16 protein-coding genes are annotated in these 16879 nt (G+C 66.0%); 8 read left to right on the top strand and 8 right to left on the bottom strand.

Annotated features, from left to right (window positions below; all coding sequences use genetic code 11):
• Nucleotide 1 precedes the first annotated feature (1 nt).
• Nucleotides 2-1093: an ABC transporter permease gene (locus tag PV761_RS06915; RefSeq protein ID WP_347895415.1), complete on the bottom strand. Its 1092-nt coding sequence runs from the start codon at nt 1091-1093 to the stop codon at nt 2-4.
• A 128-nt stretch (nt 1094-1221) separates the two neighbouring features.
• Nucleotides 1222-2856 (bottom strand): ABC transporter substrate-binding protein, encoded by a 1635-nt coding sequence (locus PV761_RS06910; RefSeq protein WP_347895413.1) that lies wholly within the window; start codon nt 2854-2856, stop codon nt 1222-1224.
• 297 nt (nt 2857-3153) lie between these two features.
• Between PV761_RS06910 and PV761_RS06905 the strand changes: the two genes are divergently transcribed.
• Nucleotides 3154-3981, top strand: a complete 828-nt coding sequence (locus PV761_RS06905) for a caspase family protein (protein ID WP_347895411.1) — start codon at nt 3154-3156, stop codon at nt 3979-3981.
• Between the two features lie 7 nt (nt 3982-3988).
• Here the strand turns inward: PV761_RS06905 and PV761_RS06900 are convergent, their stop codons facing one another.
• Nucleotides 3989-5629: a hypothetical protein gene (locus PV761_RS06900; RefSeq protein WP_156037078.1), complete on the bottom strand. Its 1641-nt coding sequence runs from the start codon at nt 5627-5629 to the stop codon at nt 3989-3991.
• Nucleotides 5630-5758: 129 nt separating this feature from the next.
• Nucleotides 5759-6901, bottom strand: coding sequence for a tRNA 2-thiouridine(34) synthase MnmA (gene mnmA / locus PV761_RS06895; RefSeq protein WP_347895409.1), 1143 nt, complete (start codon nt 6899-6901; stop codon nt 5759-5761).
• A 236-nt stretch (nt 6902-7137) separates the two neighbouring features.
• Here mnmA and PV761_RS06890 point away from each other — a divergent pair, with 236 nt between their 5' ends.
• Nucleotides 7138-8400 carry an FAD-dependent oxidoreductase gene (locus PV761_RS06890; protein ID WP_347895407.1) on the top strand — a complete coding sequence of 421 codons (1263 nt, stop codon included), beginning with the start codon at nt 7138-7140 and terminating at the stop codon, nt 8398-8400.
• On the opposite strand, the gene PV761_RS06885 is transcribed toward PV761_RS06890, so the two are convergent.
• Complete coding sequence (locus PV761_RS06885; protein WP_347895405.1) at nt 8379-9608, bottom strand: cysteine desulfurase family protein; 1230 nt, start codon at nt 9606-9608, stop codon at nt 8379-8381. The genes PV761_RS06890 and PV761_RS06885 overlap by 22 nt on opposite strands.
• Nucleotides 9609-9665: 57 nt before the next feature.
• Between PV761_RS06885 and PV761_RS06880 the strand changes: the two genes are divergently transcribed.
• Nucleotides 9666-10544 carry a DMT family transporter gene (locus PV761_RS06880; RefSeq protein WP_043437962.1) on the top strand — a complete coding sequence of 293 codons (879 nt, stop codon included), beginning with the start codon at nt 9666-9668 and terminating at the stop codon, nt 10542-10544.
• Here PV761_RS06880 and PV761_RS06875 read toward each other — a convergent pair.
• Complete coding sequence (locus PV761_RS06875; protein ID WP_347895403.1) at nt 10531-11193, bottom strand: helix-turn-helix domain-containing protein; 663 nt, start codon at nt 11191-11193, stop codon at nt 10531-10533. The genes PV761_RS06880 and PV761_RS06875 overlap by 14 nt on opposite strands.
• 89 nt (nt 11194-11282) lie before the next feature.
• Between PV761_RS06875 and PV761_RS06870 the strand changes: the two genes are divergently transcribed.
• The gene (locus PV761_RS06870; RefSeq protein WP_028270209.1) at nt 11283-11702 is read left to right on the top strand and encodes a DoxX family membrane protein; all 420 of its coding nucleotides are present in this window, start codon (nt 11283-11285) and stop codon (nt 11700-11702) included.
• Between the two features lie 10 nt (nt 11703-11712).
• Here PV761_RS06870 and PV761_RS06865 read toward each other — a convergent pair whose 3' ends face one another.
• Complete coding sequence (locus PV761_RS06865; protein ID WP_347895478.1) at nt 11713-12423, bottom strand: hypothetical protein; 711 nt, start codon at nt 12421-12423, stop codon at nt 11713-11715.
• 90 nt (nt 12424-12513) lie between these two features.
• Nucleotides 12514-13422 (bottom strand): YegS/Rv2252/BmrU family lipid kinase, encoded by a 909-nt coding sequence (locus tag PV761_RS06860; RefSeq protein ID WP_347895400.1) that lies wholly within the window; start codon nt 13420-13422, stop codon nt 12514-12516.
• Between the two features lie 124 nt (nt 13423-13546).
• On the opposite strand from PV761_RS06860, the gene PV761_RS06855 reads away from it, so the two are divergent.
• The 4 genes from PV761_RS06855 (at nt 13547) to PV761_RS06840 (ending at nt 16734) form a co-directional block, all read left to right on the top strand.
• Nucleotides 13547-14491: a J domain-containing protein gene (locus PV761_RS06855; RefSeq protein ID WP_028270211.1), complete on the top strand. Its 945-nt coding sequence runs from the start codon at nt 13547-13549 to the stop codon at nt 14489-14491.
• A 50-nt stretch (nt 14492-14541) separates the two neighbouring features.
• The gene (locus PV761_RS06850; RefSeq protein WP_028270212.1) at nt 14542-15009 is read left to right on the top strand and encodes a tRNA (cytidine(34)-2'-O)-methyltransferase; all 468 of its coding nucleotides are present in this window, start codon (nt 14542-14544) and stop codon (nt 15007-15009) included.
• Between the two features lie 257 nt (nt 15010-15266).
• The gene (locus PV761_RS06845; RefSeq protein WP_028270213.1) at nt 15267-15872 is read left to right on the top strand and encodes a sigma-70 family RNA polymerase sigma factor; all 606 of its coding nucleotides are present in this window, start codon (nt 15267-15269) and stop codon (nt 15870-15872) included.
• Nucleotide 15873: 1 nt separating this feature from the next.
• Nucleotides 15874-16734: an anti-sigma factor gene (locus PV761_RS06840; protein WP_347895397.1), complete on the top strand. Its 861-nt coding sequence runs from the start codon at nt 15874-15876 to the stop codon at nt 16732-16734.
• The last annotated feature ends 145 nt before the right edge of the window (nt 16735-16879 follow it).

Below are 16879 nucleotides of genomic sequence, written 5' to 3'. Positions count from 1 at the left end.
ATCAGTACCTCACGCGGGGGTCGATCAGCGCAGCAACAATGTCCACGATGAAGTTGGTCACGGCCACGATGACGGCGAGAAGGACCACAATGCCCTGGACCGCCACGAAGTCGCGGGCCGTGAGATAGGTGGCCAGCTGGAAGCCAAGGCCTTTCCATTCAAAGGTGGTTTCCGTCAGTACGGCACCGCCGAGCATCACGGCAATTTGCAGGCCCATCACCGTGATGATGGGGATCAGTGCGGGCTTGTAGGCGTGCTTGGTGACCAGCCGGAATTCGCTGACGCCGCGGGAGCGCCCGGCCTCCACGTAGTCCCGGCCCAGGGTTCCGATGACGTTGGTGCGGACCAGCCGCAGGAAGATGCCTGCGGTCAGCAGGCCCAGGGCGACGGCCGGCAGGACCGCGTGCGCCATGACGTCGCCCAGGGCTGCCATGTTGCCGCTGCGGATGGCATCCAGCCAGTAGATGCCGGTCGGCGACTGTAGCGAGGTGAGCTCCAGTTCGCTGGAGGTCTTGGCGCGGCCGGCCACGGGGAGCCATCCGAGCCACACGGCGAACGTGAGTTTCAGGAGCATGCCGGCGAAGAACACGGGTGTGCCGTAGCAGACGATGGCGAAAACGCGCAGGACGGCGTCGGGTGCGTGGTCCCTCCGGTAGGCGGCGACCATGCCCAGCGGAATGCCGACCAGCAGGGCCACGAGCAGCGCGTTGATGGTCAGTTCCAGAGTGGCTGAGCCGTAGGTGGCCAGCATTTCCGTGACCTGGCGGTTGTCCGAGAGCGTGGTGCCGAAGTTGCCTGTGGCCAGTTGTCCCAGGTACTCGAAGTACTGCACGAGGATCGGACGGTCATAGCCTGCCGCGGTGATCCGCTCCGCCAGCTGCTCTGGCGGCAGCCTGCCGCCCATGGCCGCCGTGATGGGATCGCCGGTGATGCGCATCAGGAAGAACACCAGCGTCACGAGGATGAAAATTGTAGGAAAGATCAGCAGGAACCTGATCAGGATGTATTGGCCCAGTCCCCCGCCGGACGACTTCTTCTTTGACGGCAGCAGGCCGTCGGCGTCGGTTGGCGGCGCCTCAATCAGTGTTGTCATTGGTACCTAAATGTGTGCTTCCGGCGGCTTCGTGGGCCCCGGAATCTGTTGCCCTGGCTCAGCACGAAAGGCGGGACGCCGTGGCGCCCCGCCTTTTCGGCTGGCCTGGACCGGATGGAGAACTGGACCTACTTGGAAATTACGCCAAGCCGGGTCTTGAAGGATGCGTCCAGGGTCTTTTCGACACCCTTGACATCCTTTCCGGCGACCATAAGCTGGGCGCCCTGCAGCAGCGGCAGCGTGGAAAGATCCTTGGCCACGGCCGTCTGGGCTTCGCCCAGCACCTTTTCGCGCTCTGCCTTGTCAACGGTGGTGAGCTGGGACTTGATCAGCTCGGTGACGGATGCATTTTCGTAGTGGTTCTTGAGGAAGTTACCCGGAACGAAGAACGGGGTCAGGTAGTTGTCCGCGTCCGAGTAGTCGGGGAACCAACCGAGCTGGTACACCGGGTAGGCGTCAGCAGTTCGGTCCTTGGAGTAGGTGACCCACTCGGTGGACTGCAGGTCAACCTTGAACAGTCCGGACTTTTCGAGCTGTTCCTTGATCATGGCGTATTCGTCGCCGGAGGACTTGCCGTAGTGGTCCGGGTTGTACTGCAGCTTGATGTTCACCGGTGCGGTGACTCCTGCATCGGCGAAGGCTTTCTTGGCCTTGTCCAGGCTGGGCTTGCCGTTCCCGTCGCCGTACATCTCCTTGAGGGGCTGGATCGCGCCAACGAATCCGTCTGGCACCACGGAGTACGCCGGCAGGTAGGTGCCCTTGTAGACCTGGGTTGCGATGGCGTCGCGGTCAACGACGTTAGCCATGGCCTGGCGGACGGCGAGTGCCTTGGCGGGGTCGGCGTCGGCAGCCTTGGCACCGAACGGCATGGTGTCGAAGTTGAACACGATGTAGCGCAGCTCACCGCCGGGGCCCTTGTGGACCTTCACCTTGGAGTCCTTCTCCAGGTCGGCGGCGTCGGTTGCCGTCAGGCTGCGGCCGGCGACGTCAATGTTCCCCTGCTGGACGTCCAGCTTGAGGTTGTTTGAGTCGGCGTAGTACTTGATGGTGGCGCCGTCATTTGCGGGCTTGCCGAGCAGGCCCTTGTAATCCGGGTTGACCTTCAGGCTGACGAGCTCGTTCTTCTTGTAGCTGTCGATCGTATAGGGGCCCGCGAACGGTTTGCCCTTGACGATTTCGTCGTCGGTCATCAGCTTGTCCGCCGGGAATACCTCTTCGTCGACGATCGGTCCGGAGTTGGCTGCAAGAACGCCGGGGAAGACCTGGTCGTTGCCGGCTTTGAGGGTGAAGACCACCGTGGTGTCATCCTTGGCGGCGACCGACTCAAGGTTGCCCAGCAGCGAGGCGGGACCGTTCGGATCCGCTATCTTGACCACGCGGTCGATGGAGAACTTCACGTCCGAGGAGGTGAGTGCGTGACCGTTGGCAAATTTGAGGTCCGACTTGAGCTTCACGGTGTATTCCGTGGGGCTGGTGAATTCCGCGGACTCCGCGATGTCAGGCGTAGCGTCGGCCGTGCCCGGCTTGGCGTTCAGGAGGAACGGGTAGATCTGGTTCATCACCATGAAGGAACCGGCATCATAGGACCCCGCAGGATCGAGGGTAACGACCTTGTCGGTGGTGCCGTAGGTAATGGTTCCGCCTCCGGCACCGCCGGTGGAAGTTCCGCCGCCGCCGGACGGACCTGTGCAGGCTGTCAGTGCAAACGCGGAAACACCCGCGAGCGCGATAGCGCTGTGCAGGGCCTTTTTGTTCATTGCCATCTGTGGACTTTCTGTTCGATGAGTACACGCGTGCCGCCACGCAACTGGATCAGTTGGACTCGGTGGGCGGGACGCTGTCCTGGTCACACGATTCAATCAGACCCGAGAGCGGTGAATCGTTACAACCTGTGAGTTGAGACACAAAATTTACCTGATTGGGTCAAAACTATCGTTTTCTTCAGCGTTCCGGCCGGATCAGCCTCCGACGGAACGACGAGTGAGTGCCATAGGGAATCGCCATTGAAGAGTCTCCTTCCCGGGAATAGAGTTGCCCTACCCGGCTGAAGGGAACAGACCATGGGCAAAGCCGCCCTCTGTGTGGGGATCAACGAATTTGAACACCTGCCAAAATCCAGCTGGCTGCAAGGTTGCGTCAATGACGCCCGCGACCTCGCGGCACTGCTGCAGACCGGATACGGTTTCGCCGAGTCGGACATCTCGCTGCTGCTGGATTCCCGGGCCACGAAAGACCGGGTGATGGCGCAGCTGGATGCGATGATGGACCGCGCCGCCGCGGGCGAACTCCAGCACATCGTCTTCACCTTCTCCAGCCACGGAACGCAGATTCCGGACACAAGCAACGACGAAGCGGACCGGCTGGATGAAGCCTTCGCCTGCTACGACATCAACAACACCGGCGACTCGTGGGATCCTGCCACCGTCATTTCGGATGACGAACTGTTCACCCTCTTTGCCCGCTTGCCGGACGGCGTGCTGATGGACGTGGTGCTGGATACCTGCCACAGCGGCACGGGCCTGAAATCTTTGGATCTGCTGCCCGGGCGCCGGCCCCGCTTCCTGCCGGCACCGACTCCCCGCGGCGTTGCTGCCACGGAGTTCAACGACACCAGGGCACTGCGTGACCTGGTGAAAGCCGGCCCGGGAGTCAAGCCCGTGCTTTTGGCCGCCTGCCGGGCTGACCAGACCGCTGCCGACGCCTTCCTGGACGGCCGCTACAACGGAGCCTTCACGTACAACTTCATCAAGGCGGTCACCGGCGACGGCGCGCTGGGCCGGGCGGACATCCTCAAGCTGGTCAGCAAAGGCCTCAGGGCCGGCGGCTTCGACCAGGTGGCGCAGCTGGAAGGCTCGACGCCGGCACGGAAGGCCCCCTGGGGAAGCTGACCCCGGCTCACTCCTGGCGCTCTTCCTCCGGGTGGAAGGTGGCCACGGGCATTTTTGTCCCGGCTTCCCTTTTGATGGTTTCTAGCTTGGCCTGCTGCCATTCCGCGTCCATGACCGGCTTGAGCGCCGCGAAACACAGCCTGCCGCCCTCATCAAACCGCAGCAGGCCCCCGCCACGGACGGTGTAGTAGTCGCTGTCCACGCGGAGACCAAGTTTGTTCCTGGCCTCGCTTTTTGACATCGTCACGGACTGGACGAAGGAGGCGCCGATTTCGGAGACAACGAAACCGTCCGGCCCCACCCTGGTACTGGGACGTACGCGGTTCACGACGATGCTCGTGTCCTGATCGATGCCGGCAGCCTCGATCAGCCGCGGGTTCTCCCACATGAAGCGGTTGACCTCCTCGGGATCGGCGGCCAGGGCAGACAACCGGACCGGGTAGCGCAGATCGCGAAGATGCTTCAGTCCGTCCAGCAGTTCATCGGGCTCCGTGGAAAGGTCAATGTCCCAGAAGGCGTCGCGCACGGCCTGCCGGTATCCCATCATGTCCGTCGGCACCAGTACGGCGTCTGCTGCGAGGATTCCCCGCAGCAGGTCCTCCCAGCCCGGGTCCACCGGCGGCATGTAGGCAAGCCCCCGCAGCACCATGCCCAGCATCTGATGTCCCAGATGCGCCCCGGCTTCGGCCACCTGGTAGCGGCTGGACCGGCCGCCCGGCCGGTCCAGCCGCTGCAGCCACAGCCGTACGACGGCGTCCAGCACCCCTTTCACGGCAATCTCGCCGCGCCGGTGGGGTTCGGGATCCAGGCGCCACTCGAAGGGCACGTCCACGTCGAGCGGCCGCCTGGCGGCGCCCCGCGAGAACAGCCCGTCGGCCAGCCCGAACAGCCCGGAGGCCAGGACTTCCTTCTCCATGTTCCGGGCGGGCACGGTTCCGGACTTCCCGTCCGGGCCCGGAACAGCCACTGACAGCTGTTGTTCCACCCGCTCAGGCGAGGAAAACACGCTCAGCATGGCCACCAGGTCGGCAATGCATTCGTGCAGCGCGTAGCCGTCCAGCAAGGCATCGCTGTCTGTCCACTGGCGCCGGTAACCGTCCAGGATCGCGTGCGTCACCTCATGGGCGACCAGGTCGTGATAGAGCGCCAACGGGACAGAATGCGTGGAACGGTCGTCGGTCCGGTGCCCGAAACGGATCAGGCCGCGTTCGCGGTCGTAGCCGGTGGAGGCGTAGGGGATCTTGTCATACACACTGATGAGCAGCCGGTGGCCCGAAGCCCAGCCCATCCGGCGCCCCAGGGTGACTTCAAATGCCTGTAGTGTTGCGGTCGCCACCGCATAGACGTGCTGTGCGAGGAACCGGCTGTCGGTCAGCAGCTCTTCCAGCCCGGCGGGTGCGTCCTGGTCGTCGATGCACCATTCGTTGCGGTCCACGGACAGGGAAATGGGCCGGGGACCGTCAGCCCCGGGAGCCCGCACCCGCAGGGCCAGACGTGCGCCGGCCGGGCCGTTGACCACCCTCTCCACCGGTACCCGGATGCTGGTGGTGAGGGGCTTTCCTGACTTGCGGGTGAAGGGGCCCTCGGCAAGGGCGGTCAGCGCCACCATCTCGAGGCCATGCCCTATTCCAAGCGCTGCAGAGACCATTGCGGGCCTGCTTTCCTCAACTGAGCAGCCGCACCGGGTGAGGTGGCGGCCTGCTTCAAGCCTGGTTCCCCAGGCCTCAATTATTGCGGTCGCAGGCGTAATTGACTACGGCCAGCCGCGGCGGGACCCCTAGTGGAGTTCCGCGCGCTGCAGCGAGCGCGCGGCGTCAATGGTGGCCTGTCCCAGGACCCGGCTTCCCTGGTAGAGCACCACGGTCTGTCCGGGGGCCACTCCGCGCAGCGGGGTGGCAAGGGTGACCACAAGATTCGTCCGCTCGGCGCCGTCGTCGTCCGTCAGCAGTTCCGTATGCGCCGTTGCGGGAACAGGATCGCCGTGTGCCCTGACCTGGGCGTGGCAGTCGAACTCTTCGCCGGTGGCGATTTCCGCAATCGGCAGGCCGGCCCACGATACTTTGATGCCGCGGATCTCGTCGATGGCCAGGAGCGCTTCGGGGCCCACCACTACCTTATTTTCCTTGGGCCGGATCTCCAGGACGAAGCGGGGCTTGCCGTCTGCGGCCGGGGTGCCGAGCTTTAGGCCACGGCGCTGGCCCACGGTGAACGCGTTGGCGCCGGGGTGCTCTCCCACCTTGGACCCGGTTTCATCCACGATGTCGCCCGTGGTCATGTCGATCTTTTCGGCAAGCCACCCGGCGGTGTCGCCGTCCGGAATGAAGCAGATGTCGTGGCTGTCCGGCTTGTTGGCCACCGACAGCCCGCGGCGCTCGGCCTCGGCGCGCACTTCGGCCTTCGAGGGGGTGTCCGCCAGCGGGAACATGGAGTGCTTGAGCTGTTCGTGGGTGAGGACGCCGAGCACGTAGCTCTGGTCCTTGGCCCAGTCGGCGGCGCGGTGGAGTTCCGGGTTTCCGTCGGCGTCGGTGATCACCTTGGCATAGTGGCCGGTGCAGACGGCGTCGAAGCCCAGTGCGATGGCCTTTTCCAGCAGCGCCGCAAACTTGATGCGTTCATTGCAGCGCATGCAGGGGTTCGGGGTGCGTCCGGCAGCATATTCGTCGATGAAGTCCTGGACCACGTCTTCCTTGAACCGCTCGGAAAAGTCCCAGACGTAGTAGGGAATGCCCAGCACGTCACAGGCACGCCAGGCGTCGCGGGAGTCTTCGATCGTGCAGCACCCGCGGCTTCCGGTACGGAGCGTTCCGGGCATCCTGGACAGCGCCAGGTGGACACCGACGACGTCGTGTCCCGCCTCGACGGCGCGGGCGGCGGCAACGGCGGAATCGACTCCGCCGCTCATGGCTGCAAGAACTCGCATGCTGGCTTTCTCTAGGGGAGGGTGTGGTGGTGCGGTGTGCAGCTCCTACCGGGCCCGCGTGCTGGACGCGGCCGGATACACTGCATGCCCCACCATTCTACTGCCTCACCCAAGGGGGACCCGAAATCGCCTGCGCGGGCCCTTGACGGACTGAGCCGCGGCTTCTATTGTCAGGATTAGTATTTTTAGAAGCGGCCGGCCGATAAGACCGGCCTTCGAAGGAATCGAGCGGCACCATGTCTGTCGAACGCATCGTCGGGCACCCCATCGACAGCATCGTCGTGGCCGGCGCAGGCCTGGCCGGGGCCACCGCCGCCCGCACCCTGCGCAGCGAGGGGTTCGCCGGCAGGATCAGCCTCATTGGTACCGAACGCCACCACCCATACCTTCGTCCCCCGCTGTCCAAGGAGTACCTGCTGGGCAAAGCCGGCGAGGACGCAGTCCACGTCGCTCCCGAGACCTGGTACACAGAGAACGACGTCGACCTCCGCCTGGGCGTGACCGTCGCCGCCGTCGACCCGGGCACGCACAAAGTACAACTCAGCAACGGCGAGTCCCTCGACTACGATGCACTCCTGCTGGCTACGGGCGCACTCCCCCGGCGCATTCCCCTGCCGGGGAGCGGGCTCGACGGCGTCACCATGTTCCGGACCCTGGACGACAGCCGCCGCCTCCGGGAACAGTTATCGCCGGGCGGACAGAACGTGGTGATGGTGGGCTCGGGCTGGATCGGGATGGAACTGGCGGCTGCTGCCGTCGGCTATGGCAACCACGTGACGCTGCTCGGACTCGAGGACATCCCGCTGGCCGCCGCCATCGGACCTGAACTGGGCGCGTTCTTCCGCTCCGTTCACGAAGCACACGGTGTCCGGTTCCGCCTGCGCGCGACCGCTTCCGAACTCCGGGGCGACGCCGGCCGCGTCACCGCTGTGGTCACCGGCTCGGGCGAGGTGCTGCCCGCCGACATCGTGGTGATTGCCGTGGGCGTGGCCCCGGACACCCGGCTCGCGGAGCAGGCCGGACTGGTCCTCAGCAACGGGATACTGACAGACGCCTCCCTGCGGACAAGCGCCCCGGACATCTTCGCCGCGGGGGACGTGGCCAACGCCCTGCACCCGTTCACGGGGCAGCACCACCGCAGCGAGCATTGGCACAACGCACTCAATGGCGGAAAAATCGCGGCCAAATCGATGCTCGGCCAGGATGCGGCACTGGACGCCATTCCGTACTTTTACACCGACCAGTACGGGCTCAGCATGGAGTATTCGGGCTTCCCCACGCTGGCCGCGGCCGCCGAACCGGTGATCCGCGGGTCCCTGGAGAGTAGGGAATTCATCGCGTTCTGGCAGCATGAGGGCCGCGTGGTGGCGGGAATGAACGTCAACGTTCCCCGCACGCAGAAAGCCATCAAGGCACTGATCTCCAGCCGGGCGGCCATCGGGCCGGGCCGTCTGGCCGATCCCGGCGTGCCCCTGGATCAGCTCCTGGCAGACGACTGACGGGCCACCGTGGCGGCGGTCTGGATGGTCGATTCGTGCCCGGCCATACCCGCCTGGCGGGCCCGGTCGTAGGCGCCCGGCAGTGCTGCCAGGAGGGCGTCGACGTCGGACTCCGTGGACGCGTGCCCCAGGGAAAAACGCTGTGCTCCACGCGCGGTGTCCTCATTGAGGCCCATGGCCAGCAGGACGTGCGAGGGCCGTGGCACGCCGGCGGTGCAGGCCGAACCAGTGGACGATTCCACCCCGGCAAGGTCCAGCAGGAAGAGCAGGGAGTCACCCTCGCAGCCCGGAAAGGTGAAGTGCGCGTTGCCGGGCAGGCGTCCATCGCCCGGCGCTCCACGGAGGACGGCATCGGGGACGGCTGCCCGCACGCCGGCGATCAGCCTGTCCCTCAGCCCGGTGATCCGGGCCGCTTCCCCGGGGAGGTCTTTGGTCGCGGCTTCGGCAGCCGCGGCGAAGGCTGCGATCGACGCCGTGTCCAGCGTCCCGGACCGCACGTCGCGTTCCTGACCTCCGCCGTGCATCACCGGCGTCAGCTTGACGGCACGGCCCAGCAGCAGGGCTCCGACCCCCACCGGGCCGCCGATCTTGTGGCCGGAGATGGACATGGCATCCAGCCCGCTGGCCCGGAAGTCCACCGGCAATGACCCAAAGGCCTGGACTGCGTCCGAATGAACCGGAACGCCAACAGCATGGGCCGCCGCAACCACCTCACGCACCGGCTGGATGGTGCCGACCTCGTTGTTTGCCCACATCACCGAGACGAGGGCGATGGTCTCGGGGTTCCGGGAGAGCTCCGATCCCAGCGCTTCCAGATCCACCACGCCGTCGGAATCCACCGGCAGCCACCTGACCTCGGCGCCTTCGTGCCGCTCCAGCCACTCCACTGTGTCCAGGACAGCATGATGCTCGACGGCGGAGCACAGGATCCTCGTGCGCTCCGGCTTCTCGGCGCGGCGGGCCCAGTACAGGCCCTTGACGGCCAGGTTGTCAGCCTCCGTGCCGCCCGAGGTGAAGATGACTTCCGACGGGTGGGCCCCGGCAGCTGCGGCTATTGCCTCCCGGGCGTCTTCCACCGAACGGCGGGCCCGGCGGCCGGAACCGTGCAGTGACGAAGGGTTGCCGGTCCTGGCCAGTTCGCGGGTGAGCGCCGCCAGGGCCTCGGCGGCGATGGGCGTGGTGGCGGCATGATCGAGGTAGACGGACACAAGCCAATTCTAGCCGCGGCAACCCGGCCCGCCCCGGCACCGGTGTAGATTCGAGCGGTGAAAGCCTCGATTTACCTGGTGCTGGCCACCCTCTTCTGGTCCGGCAACCTTGCGGTGGGGCAGGCAGCCGTGGACACCATGACGCCCCTGGAACTCACGTTCTGGAGATGGGCGCTGGCCGCCCTTCCGCTTGTGGCGCTGGCCCACTTTGTGGAACGCCCCGACTGGCGTGCAGTCCTTGGCCGCTGGCGGGTACTGCTGCTCCTGAGCGTTCTCGGGATGGGCTGCTACACCCTGCTGCTCTACACCGCCCTCCAGCACACGTCCGCTCTCAACGCTTCGCTGATCACGGCTGCCAATCCGGCGCTCATCGTGGTGATGGCCATTTTCATGCTCGGTGAAAAGCCCGGCCTCTTCGGCTGGCTGGGCATCGCCCTGGGTCTCACCGGGGTGCTCCTGGTCCTGACCCGGGGCGAACTGCTCCGAGTGTTCAGCATTACCTTCAATTTCGGTGAACTGCTGATGATCGGGGCGATCGTCGTGTGGGGCTTCTACACCATTATTTCCCGCCGGCTGGGCCTGCCGGCCATCGCGGCCACAGCCGTCCAGGTGGTGATGGCCACAGTCCTGCTGGGTCCGGTGGCACTCGCCGCGGGCGCAGGTTTCCCCGCTACCGCAGCCGAAGGTTGGTCCATCGCATACATCGCCGCGTTCCCGTCGCTGGGGGCGTACCTGTGCTGGAACCTCGCACTCAAAACAACAGCACCCGCCACCGCCGGCAATTACCTGAACCTGATTGTTGTGTTCACGGCGGCCATCACGGTGATGATGGGCATTCCGGTCAGCCTGCCCCAGATCTTCGGGGGCATGCTTGTCATAGCCGGTGTGCTGCTGGCAGGCCGGCCTCGGAAACCCGCGGAAATCAGGGCGGCGTAACCCTGGCGCAGCACTGGCCAGCCGCTTTGTTCCCCACGATGCGGCCCTCGGCAACTCCGCAGCCGGCGGCCGCGCCGGTGAGGAACGCGCCGTTCATGGCGCAGACCACGTCGGCGTGGCCGTCCGCGAGCCGGTGGAACGGACAGTTGCGCAGCGCGAAGCCGCCCGCACCGTCCGGATCCGGCAGGTAGCCCTCCGCCGAGAGGAAGTCCTCGAGGCTGTGGCTCCCCTCCGCCATCTCCAGGCCCTTCGCGTAGGACGTGGCCAGCAGCGCGTCCCGGACAGGCTCGCCGGCGGCACTGGACCGTTCAATCGCCGCCGCCATGAGTTCACCGGCCAGGTCATAGTTGCGGTCCGGTACGGAAGCGCCCAGCTCCGGCTGGGCCGGCCGGTACAGCTTCGCCGGCCGGCCCGAGCCCGGTCCGGCCTTCCCGCCGAGCTTTCGGAACTCGACGGTGAGCACACCGTCCTGCACCAGCCTGTCCAGCTGGAACGATGCTGTACTTCGCGGGATCTCCAGGGCGGCGGCCGCCTCGTCACGTCCCACCGGGCCGGCGGAGGACCATACGAATCCGAAGAGTTTCCTGCGGTTTTCATCACCAAGTGATGCCACGGCCGCGATCCGGCGGGCCCAGGGAAGTCTGCGCATGGAACACCCTAACTCTAAAAACAAGATTCATTGCTTAATTCAGAATCTCTTTCTAAAATTATGTTACCTACTTTTAGAAGGAGCAAGCCATGAAATCATCCTCGGTGCTGACCACGCCCGGCCGCAGCCTGGCCGCCGAACCGGGCCGGCAGGCCTTCCTGCTGCTTCGCACGGTCTTCACGGTCGCCCCGATTATTTTCGGCCTCGACAAGTTCACCAACCTGCTCGCCGACTGGACCGTGTATCTGGCCCCCGTGGCCACATCAGTGGTTCCGCTGCCGGCCCAGACCATCATGTACATCGTTGGTGTGGTGGAGATTGTTGCCGGTATCGCGGTGGCGCTCCGGCCACGCTTCGGATCCATGCTGGTGGCCGTGTGGCTGCTGGGCATCATCATCAATCTGCTGCTCCTGGGCAGCTTCTTCGACGTCGCCCTCCGCGACTTCGGCCTGCTTGTGGCCGCCCTGGCCCTCAACCGGCTATCGCCCCGGGGTTCCCGCAAGGCCTAGCGGTAACGGCTCAGTCCGTTGGCGGAACGACCACCAGGCGTTCCGCCACGTCCGCCCGGGCCGCTGCGAGCGCAGCGGAGTCCGGGCACACGAGTGAAATGTAAACGGACGAGCCGGCTTTGCTGAAAAGCCTGGCCAGCACCGCTGCCGACTTTCCGCCTGGCGCCGATACGCCGTCGTAAGCCAGCACCTCAACCGCTGGCCCGGGTTTGCCCGGTTCACCGCCCCAGCGCAGGGTGTCGGTCTTCAGGTAACCGGGAACCAGGGTGGGATCCAGGTACCGAAACAGTTCAACGGTGGAGGCCTTGTCGTCGCCGGTAACAGCCAGTGCGCCCTGATTCACGCGGACCCGGGCCGACACAACGCATCCGTCGGCTTTGACGTAGCGGTTCTCCCCTGCCACGTTCTCGCTGACCGGTTTCCAGCCCGGCGCCTCACGGAGCCCGTCCGAAAGGGCGACGCTGACACCTGGGGCCAGTGAGTCACCGGCGGTAAACGGAAGGTCCTTCGCGGCCACCGCCGCCGCATCGTGGCCCGGCGTAATGGTGGGCGTTGCCGGCGCGGGCGTGGTCTTGGCAACGCTCGGGGCCGCGGGATCCGGGACGCCCACACTGCAGCCGCCCGCGCCGGCCAGCACCACTGCCAAAGTCAGCGGCCGCGCAAGCCGCCGGATCACGCCGGTCAGCGTGTACGAGCGGTCCGCCGCGCGCCCCCTGCCCATCGTTTGCACACGGCCCCCATATCCGCTCTGCCGGCGGCGCTGTTCCGGCCGGTCCTCCGCAAGAGTTTAGACGCACCGGCCGGTACACCGTTACGGCACGGCAAGTACCCGGACGGCGCCGGGCACCACCTCGATGGTCAGTGGCAACGGGCCAAGCCGCTCGCCGTCGGCGTACGCAACAACGTTCGCGGCGGAGAGCTCAACCCGGCGCACTTGCCTGATGTGCACTGCCCGGTGGCCGGTATGGCGGCCGGAAAAGACTTTCGGGAAGACTGCCAGGAAGCGCACCCTGGACAGCGGCTTCACGATGAACAGATCGAGGAATCCGTCGTCGAGCACGGCGTCGGGGGTCACCTTCATGCCGCCCCCGATGGACTGGCCGTTCGCCACCGAAATGAGCATGGCCCCCTGCCGCCAGGTTTCACCGTCGGCTGTCACCGTGTAGTCCACGGCTTTGAATGTGGCGAGTTCACGGAGCATTGCCAGGTTGTACCTGCTCCTGCCGCGGGGCCAGCGCCACGCATTGGCGCGTTCGTTCACGGCGGCGTCGAAGCCGGCGGAAACCACTCCGGCAAACCAGCTGGTCGCACCATTCCCCGTGACGCGCCCAGCGTCAATCAGGCGCCCGCCATCGTGCAGTGCCGCCAGGATCCGTTCACAGGCGGCCGTTGCATCGTTCAACGGGAGGCCCAGGGCCCGGGCCATGTCGTTGCCCGTGCCGCTGGGAACGATACCCAGCGGCACCGTTCCGTAGGGCACGCCGAGTCCGGCGAGGGCGTTGATTCCCAGATGGACCATGCCGTCGCCGCCTACCACAACCAGCGCGTCACAGCCCGAGTCCAGCGCCTCACCCACCGCAGCGGCGAGCCGGTCATAGCTGGCCTTCCTCAGCACGATGACACGTGCCCCGGCGGCGCGGAAGAAAGCCACCACGGCGTCGCCCGTGTGCCGGGCACCGCCGAACGAAGCGCGCGGGTTAATGGCAACGGCGATGATCATGCGCTGAATTATGCCAGCGGCCGGGAACCAGAGCCTCGGGCGCGGACGTTGAGCCTGTACACGGTTAAACTGGGCGGACCGGACTGCCTGAGTGGACTGGAACCGACAAGATAAGGATCAGTGCTTGACCCAGGGCAGCAGCTCCCATTACCAGGTCCTTCGCCTTCCCGTGACGGCGACGGACAAAGAGATCAAGGTGGCTTACCGCAAGGCCGCCAGGCGGGCGCATCCCGACCACGGCGGCGATGCCGCCGTTTTCCGGCAGGTGACGCTTGCCTACGAGACGCTGATTGATCCGAAGCGGCGCGCCGCCTACGACCGCTCGTACGCACATGGAACGGGCGCGACGACGACGGACGGCGCCCATTTCGACGCCCCCGCAGCCGGGAGCCGGGCCTCCGCAACCGTGCACCGGCCCAACACGCCGCGCAACACGGCAGGCGACCCTCCGGTGTACGTCCCGCCGTTCGAGGACCCGGAGTCAGGCAGCGTTCCGCTGATCCCGGCGGAGCTTGCCGCCCGGCAGGTCCATGGCATGCCGCGGAAACGTGGCATCTTCGGCGCGGAAGCCCGCATCCAGCGCGAAATGCGGACCGTTCAGCTGATCAGCAGGCAGATCCTCCCGGCGATTCCCGCTGCGCGGCTGATCAACGGGCTGCAGTCACCGGCGGACAACAGCCACATTGACCATGCCGTGCTCTCCGGCTACCGGCTCGCGCTGATCGGATCCATGCTGTTGCCCAAGGGTGCGTATGCCTGGAACGGAAGCACGCTGACGCACGGCGGCCGGGCCATCGCTCCGCCTCAGCTGGCGCACATCGTCCGGCGCATGCAGGACATCTTCCCGGAGCTCAACGTGACGGGATGGACCGTCATCCACAGTCCCGACGGCAACCTCCATGAACCTGTGATCGACCACCACCGGCGGTCACCCCGCGGGCATGAAGCGGTACAGGTGGTCAACGGGGCCGGACTGGTCCGGGGACTCAAGGAGTTCCTGAGCTCCGGGCCCGCCCCGAACACCGTCAACGTTCCCGCCCTCGCCAGGCTGCTCCGCGGAATGCACTGACGGCCGGCCTGCAGGCAGCGGGCGGCCCGGGCGGTCGCTAGGATGGGACGGTGTTTCGCATCCTCTTCCACTCCCCCGAAATTCCCGGCAACACCGGAAATGCCATCCGGCTGGCCGCTATCACCGGCGCCGAGCTGCATTTGGTGGAGCCCCTGGGCTTCGATTTTTCCGACGCCAAGCTCCGCCGGGCCGGCTTGGATTACCACGACCTCGCCGTCGTGACGGTGCATAAGAGCCTCGACGCGGCGTGGGAGGCTTTGCAGCCCGAGCGCGTCTACGCGTTCACGTCCGACGGCGAAACCTCCTACACGGACATCAGCTACCTGCCCGGTGACGTGCTCCTCTTCGGTCAGGAATCCGTGGGGCTGCCGGAGGATGTCAAGCATGACCCGCATGTGACGTCCCGGGTGCGGCTGCCGATGCTTCCCTCCCTGCGGTCCCTGAACCTCGCCAACGCGGCGTCGATTGCGGTATTTGAAGCCTGGCGCCAGAACGGCTTCGCCGGCGCCAAGCTCTAGCCCGGCGCCCCGGGCACTGCCGCGGCGTTTGCCCGGCGGGCCTGCAACTAGTGGAGTTCCCCGGCCCATCCATCCGCCACTGCACTCCGAATAACCTGTGAAGGCCAACCCGGGCCCCCAACAGGATCGAGGAGCGGCAGGTGACTACAGTGCAGGTCCGCAGGTCCCCGGCCCGGAACAGTCGCACCGCCCACAGCGACGTTCCGAGCGCTCCCGGTGCCAAGCGTTCGCCCGAAACCGACTTATGCTTGGGGGTAATGGAAACTCCCAACGCCCCAAACCCCGAAGCCACTGCTTCCCCGGGCACTCCCGCCGAAGTGAACCGGCGGCTCGGTGATCTGCTGGCACTGATCGCCAACGGTGACCAGGGGGCCTTCGCGGAATTCTACGAACTGACTTCCCGGCGCGTCTTCGGCATGGCACGCCGGGTCCTGATTGATCCCGAGCTCAGCGAGGACACCACGCAGGAAGTTTTCCTGCAGGTCTGGCAGAACGCGGCGAAATTCAACCCGGAGGCGGGCAGTCCGCTGGCATGGCTGATGACGATCTCGCACCGGCGCGCCGTGGACAAGGTCCGTTCCTCCCAGTCGTCAACTGACAGGGAAGCCAAATATGGCGCGAGCAGCCAGGACATCGACCACGACTCCGTGTCCGATGAGGTCGGCAGCAGGCTGGAAGCCGAAGCCGTTGTCAGATGTCTGGATACCCTCACCGAGACACAGCAGCAATCCGTCCGGCTGGCCTACTACGGCGGGCTAACGTATCGCGAAGTCGCGGAGAAACTGAATGCCGCCGTACCCACCATCAAGTCCCGCATCCGCGATGGACTGATCCGCTTGAAGACCTGTCTGGGGGTGAGTTGAGATGTCCGACATGAACCAGCCGAACAGCAGCCGTCCGTCCGGGATGTTTGCCCACGACATCGCCACGGACCTGGCTTCCGGCCGTGCCGTGGAGCTCGCCGAAGTGTATGCCCTGGACGCTGTGACTCCCGCCGAGCGGGCTGCCATCGAGGAATATATCTCCGCCGCGCCGAGGCCGGAACGGGAGGCCTTCGACGAGCGCGTCCGGCAATCGCGCGAAACGCTGGCCTTCACCTTCACTGCGGAGGAGGAACCGCCCGCAGGACTGTTCGATCGCATTGTGGCCCAGCTTCCGGCCCAACCCGGCGCCGTTCCGGTTTCCACCCCTGTAATCCACGGGCATGCGCAGGAACCCGGCCAGGCGCCGGGCACTGACGAACTCGGCGCAGCCCGCCAGCGCCGTGAAGAACGACGCCGCGCGCCGGGGCTCCGTAACTGGTTCATCGGGGTGGCCGCTGCCGCGGTCATCGCGTTGGGCGGCGTGGGTGTGGGCGCCTATGTGGCCAACCAGAACGATCCGCTGAACCAGGTGCTCCAGGCACAGGATGTCCGGCAGGCCACCGTGGACGTCAGTGGCGGAGGAACGGCCACGGTCTCCATCTCGTCGTCCCGGGACGCAGTGGTGGTCAAGATGAACGGCGTGCCTGCTCCTCCGGCCGGGAAGGTCTACCAGATGTGGCTGATCCCCAAGGACGGCTCTGCTCCGGTTTCCCAGGGGCTCATGGACGCAGAGGCACTGTCGAAGCCCGCCGTGGTAAAGGGCATTCATTCGGCCGCCGCGCTGGGCATCACCGTTGAACCGGTGGGCGGCTCCGCTTCGCCCACGCTGCCGACAGTCGCCGCGGCCCCTCTCGGCGCTTAGCCGGCCACCGCCGTCGTCCTCACCGGCCTGCCGGTGCCCGCCTTCCAGCGTGCACCGGCAGGCCGCGGCACTTTAACGACAAGGCCCTTAAATGCAAGAACCGCGCAGGCCCTGCTCCCTTTCATGTCGAAGGGAGCAGGGCCTG

Source organism: Arthrobacter sp. CC3 (assembly GCF_039907775.1).
GTDB lineage: Bacteria > Actinomycetota > Actinomycetes > Actinomycetales > Micrococcaceae > Arthrobacter.
The sequence above is the reverse complement of the archived record's forward strand: the minus strand, read 5'-3'. Positions and strand labels throughout refer to the sequence as shown.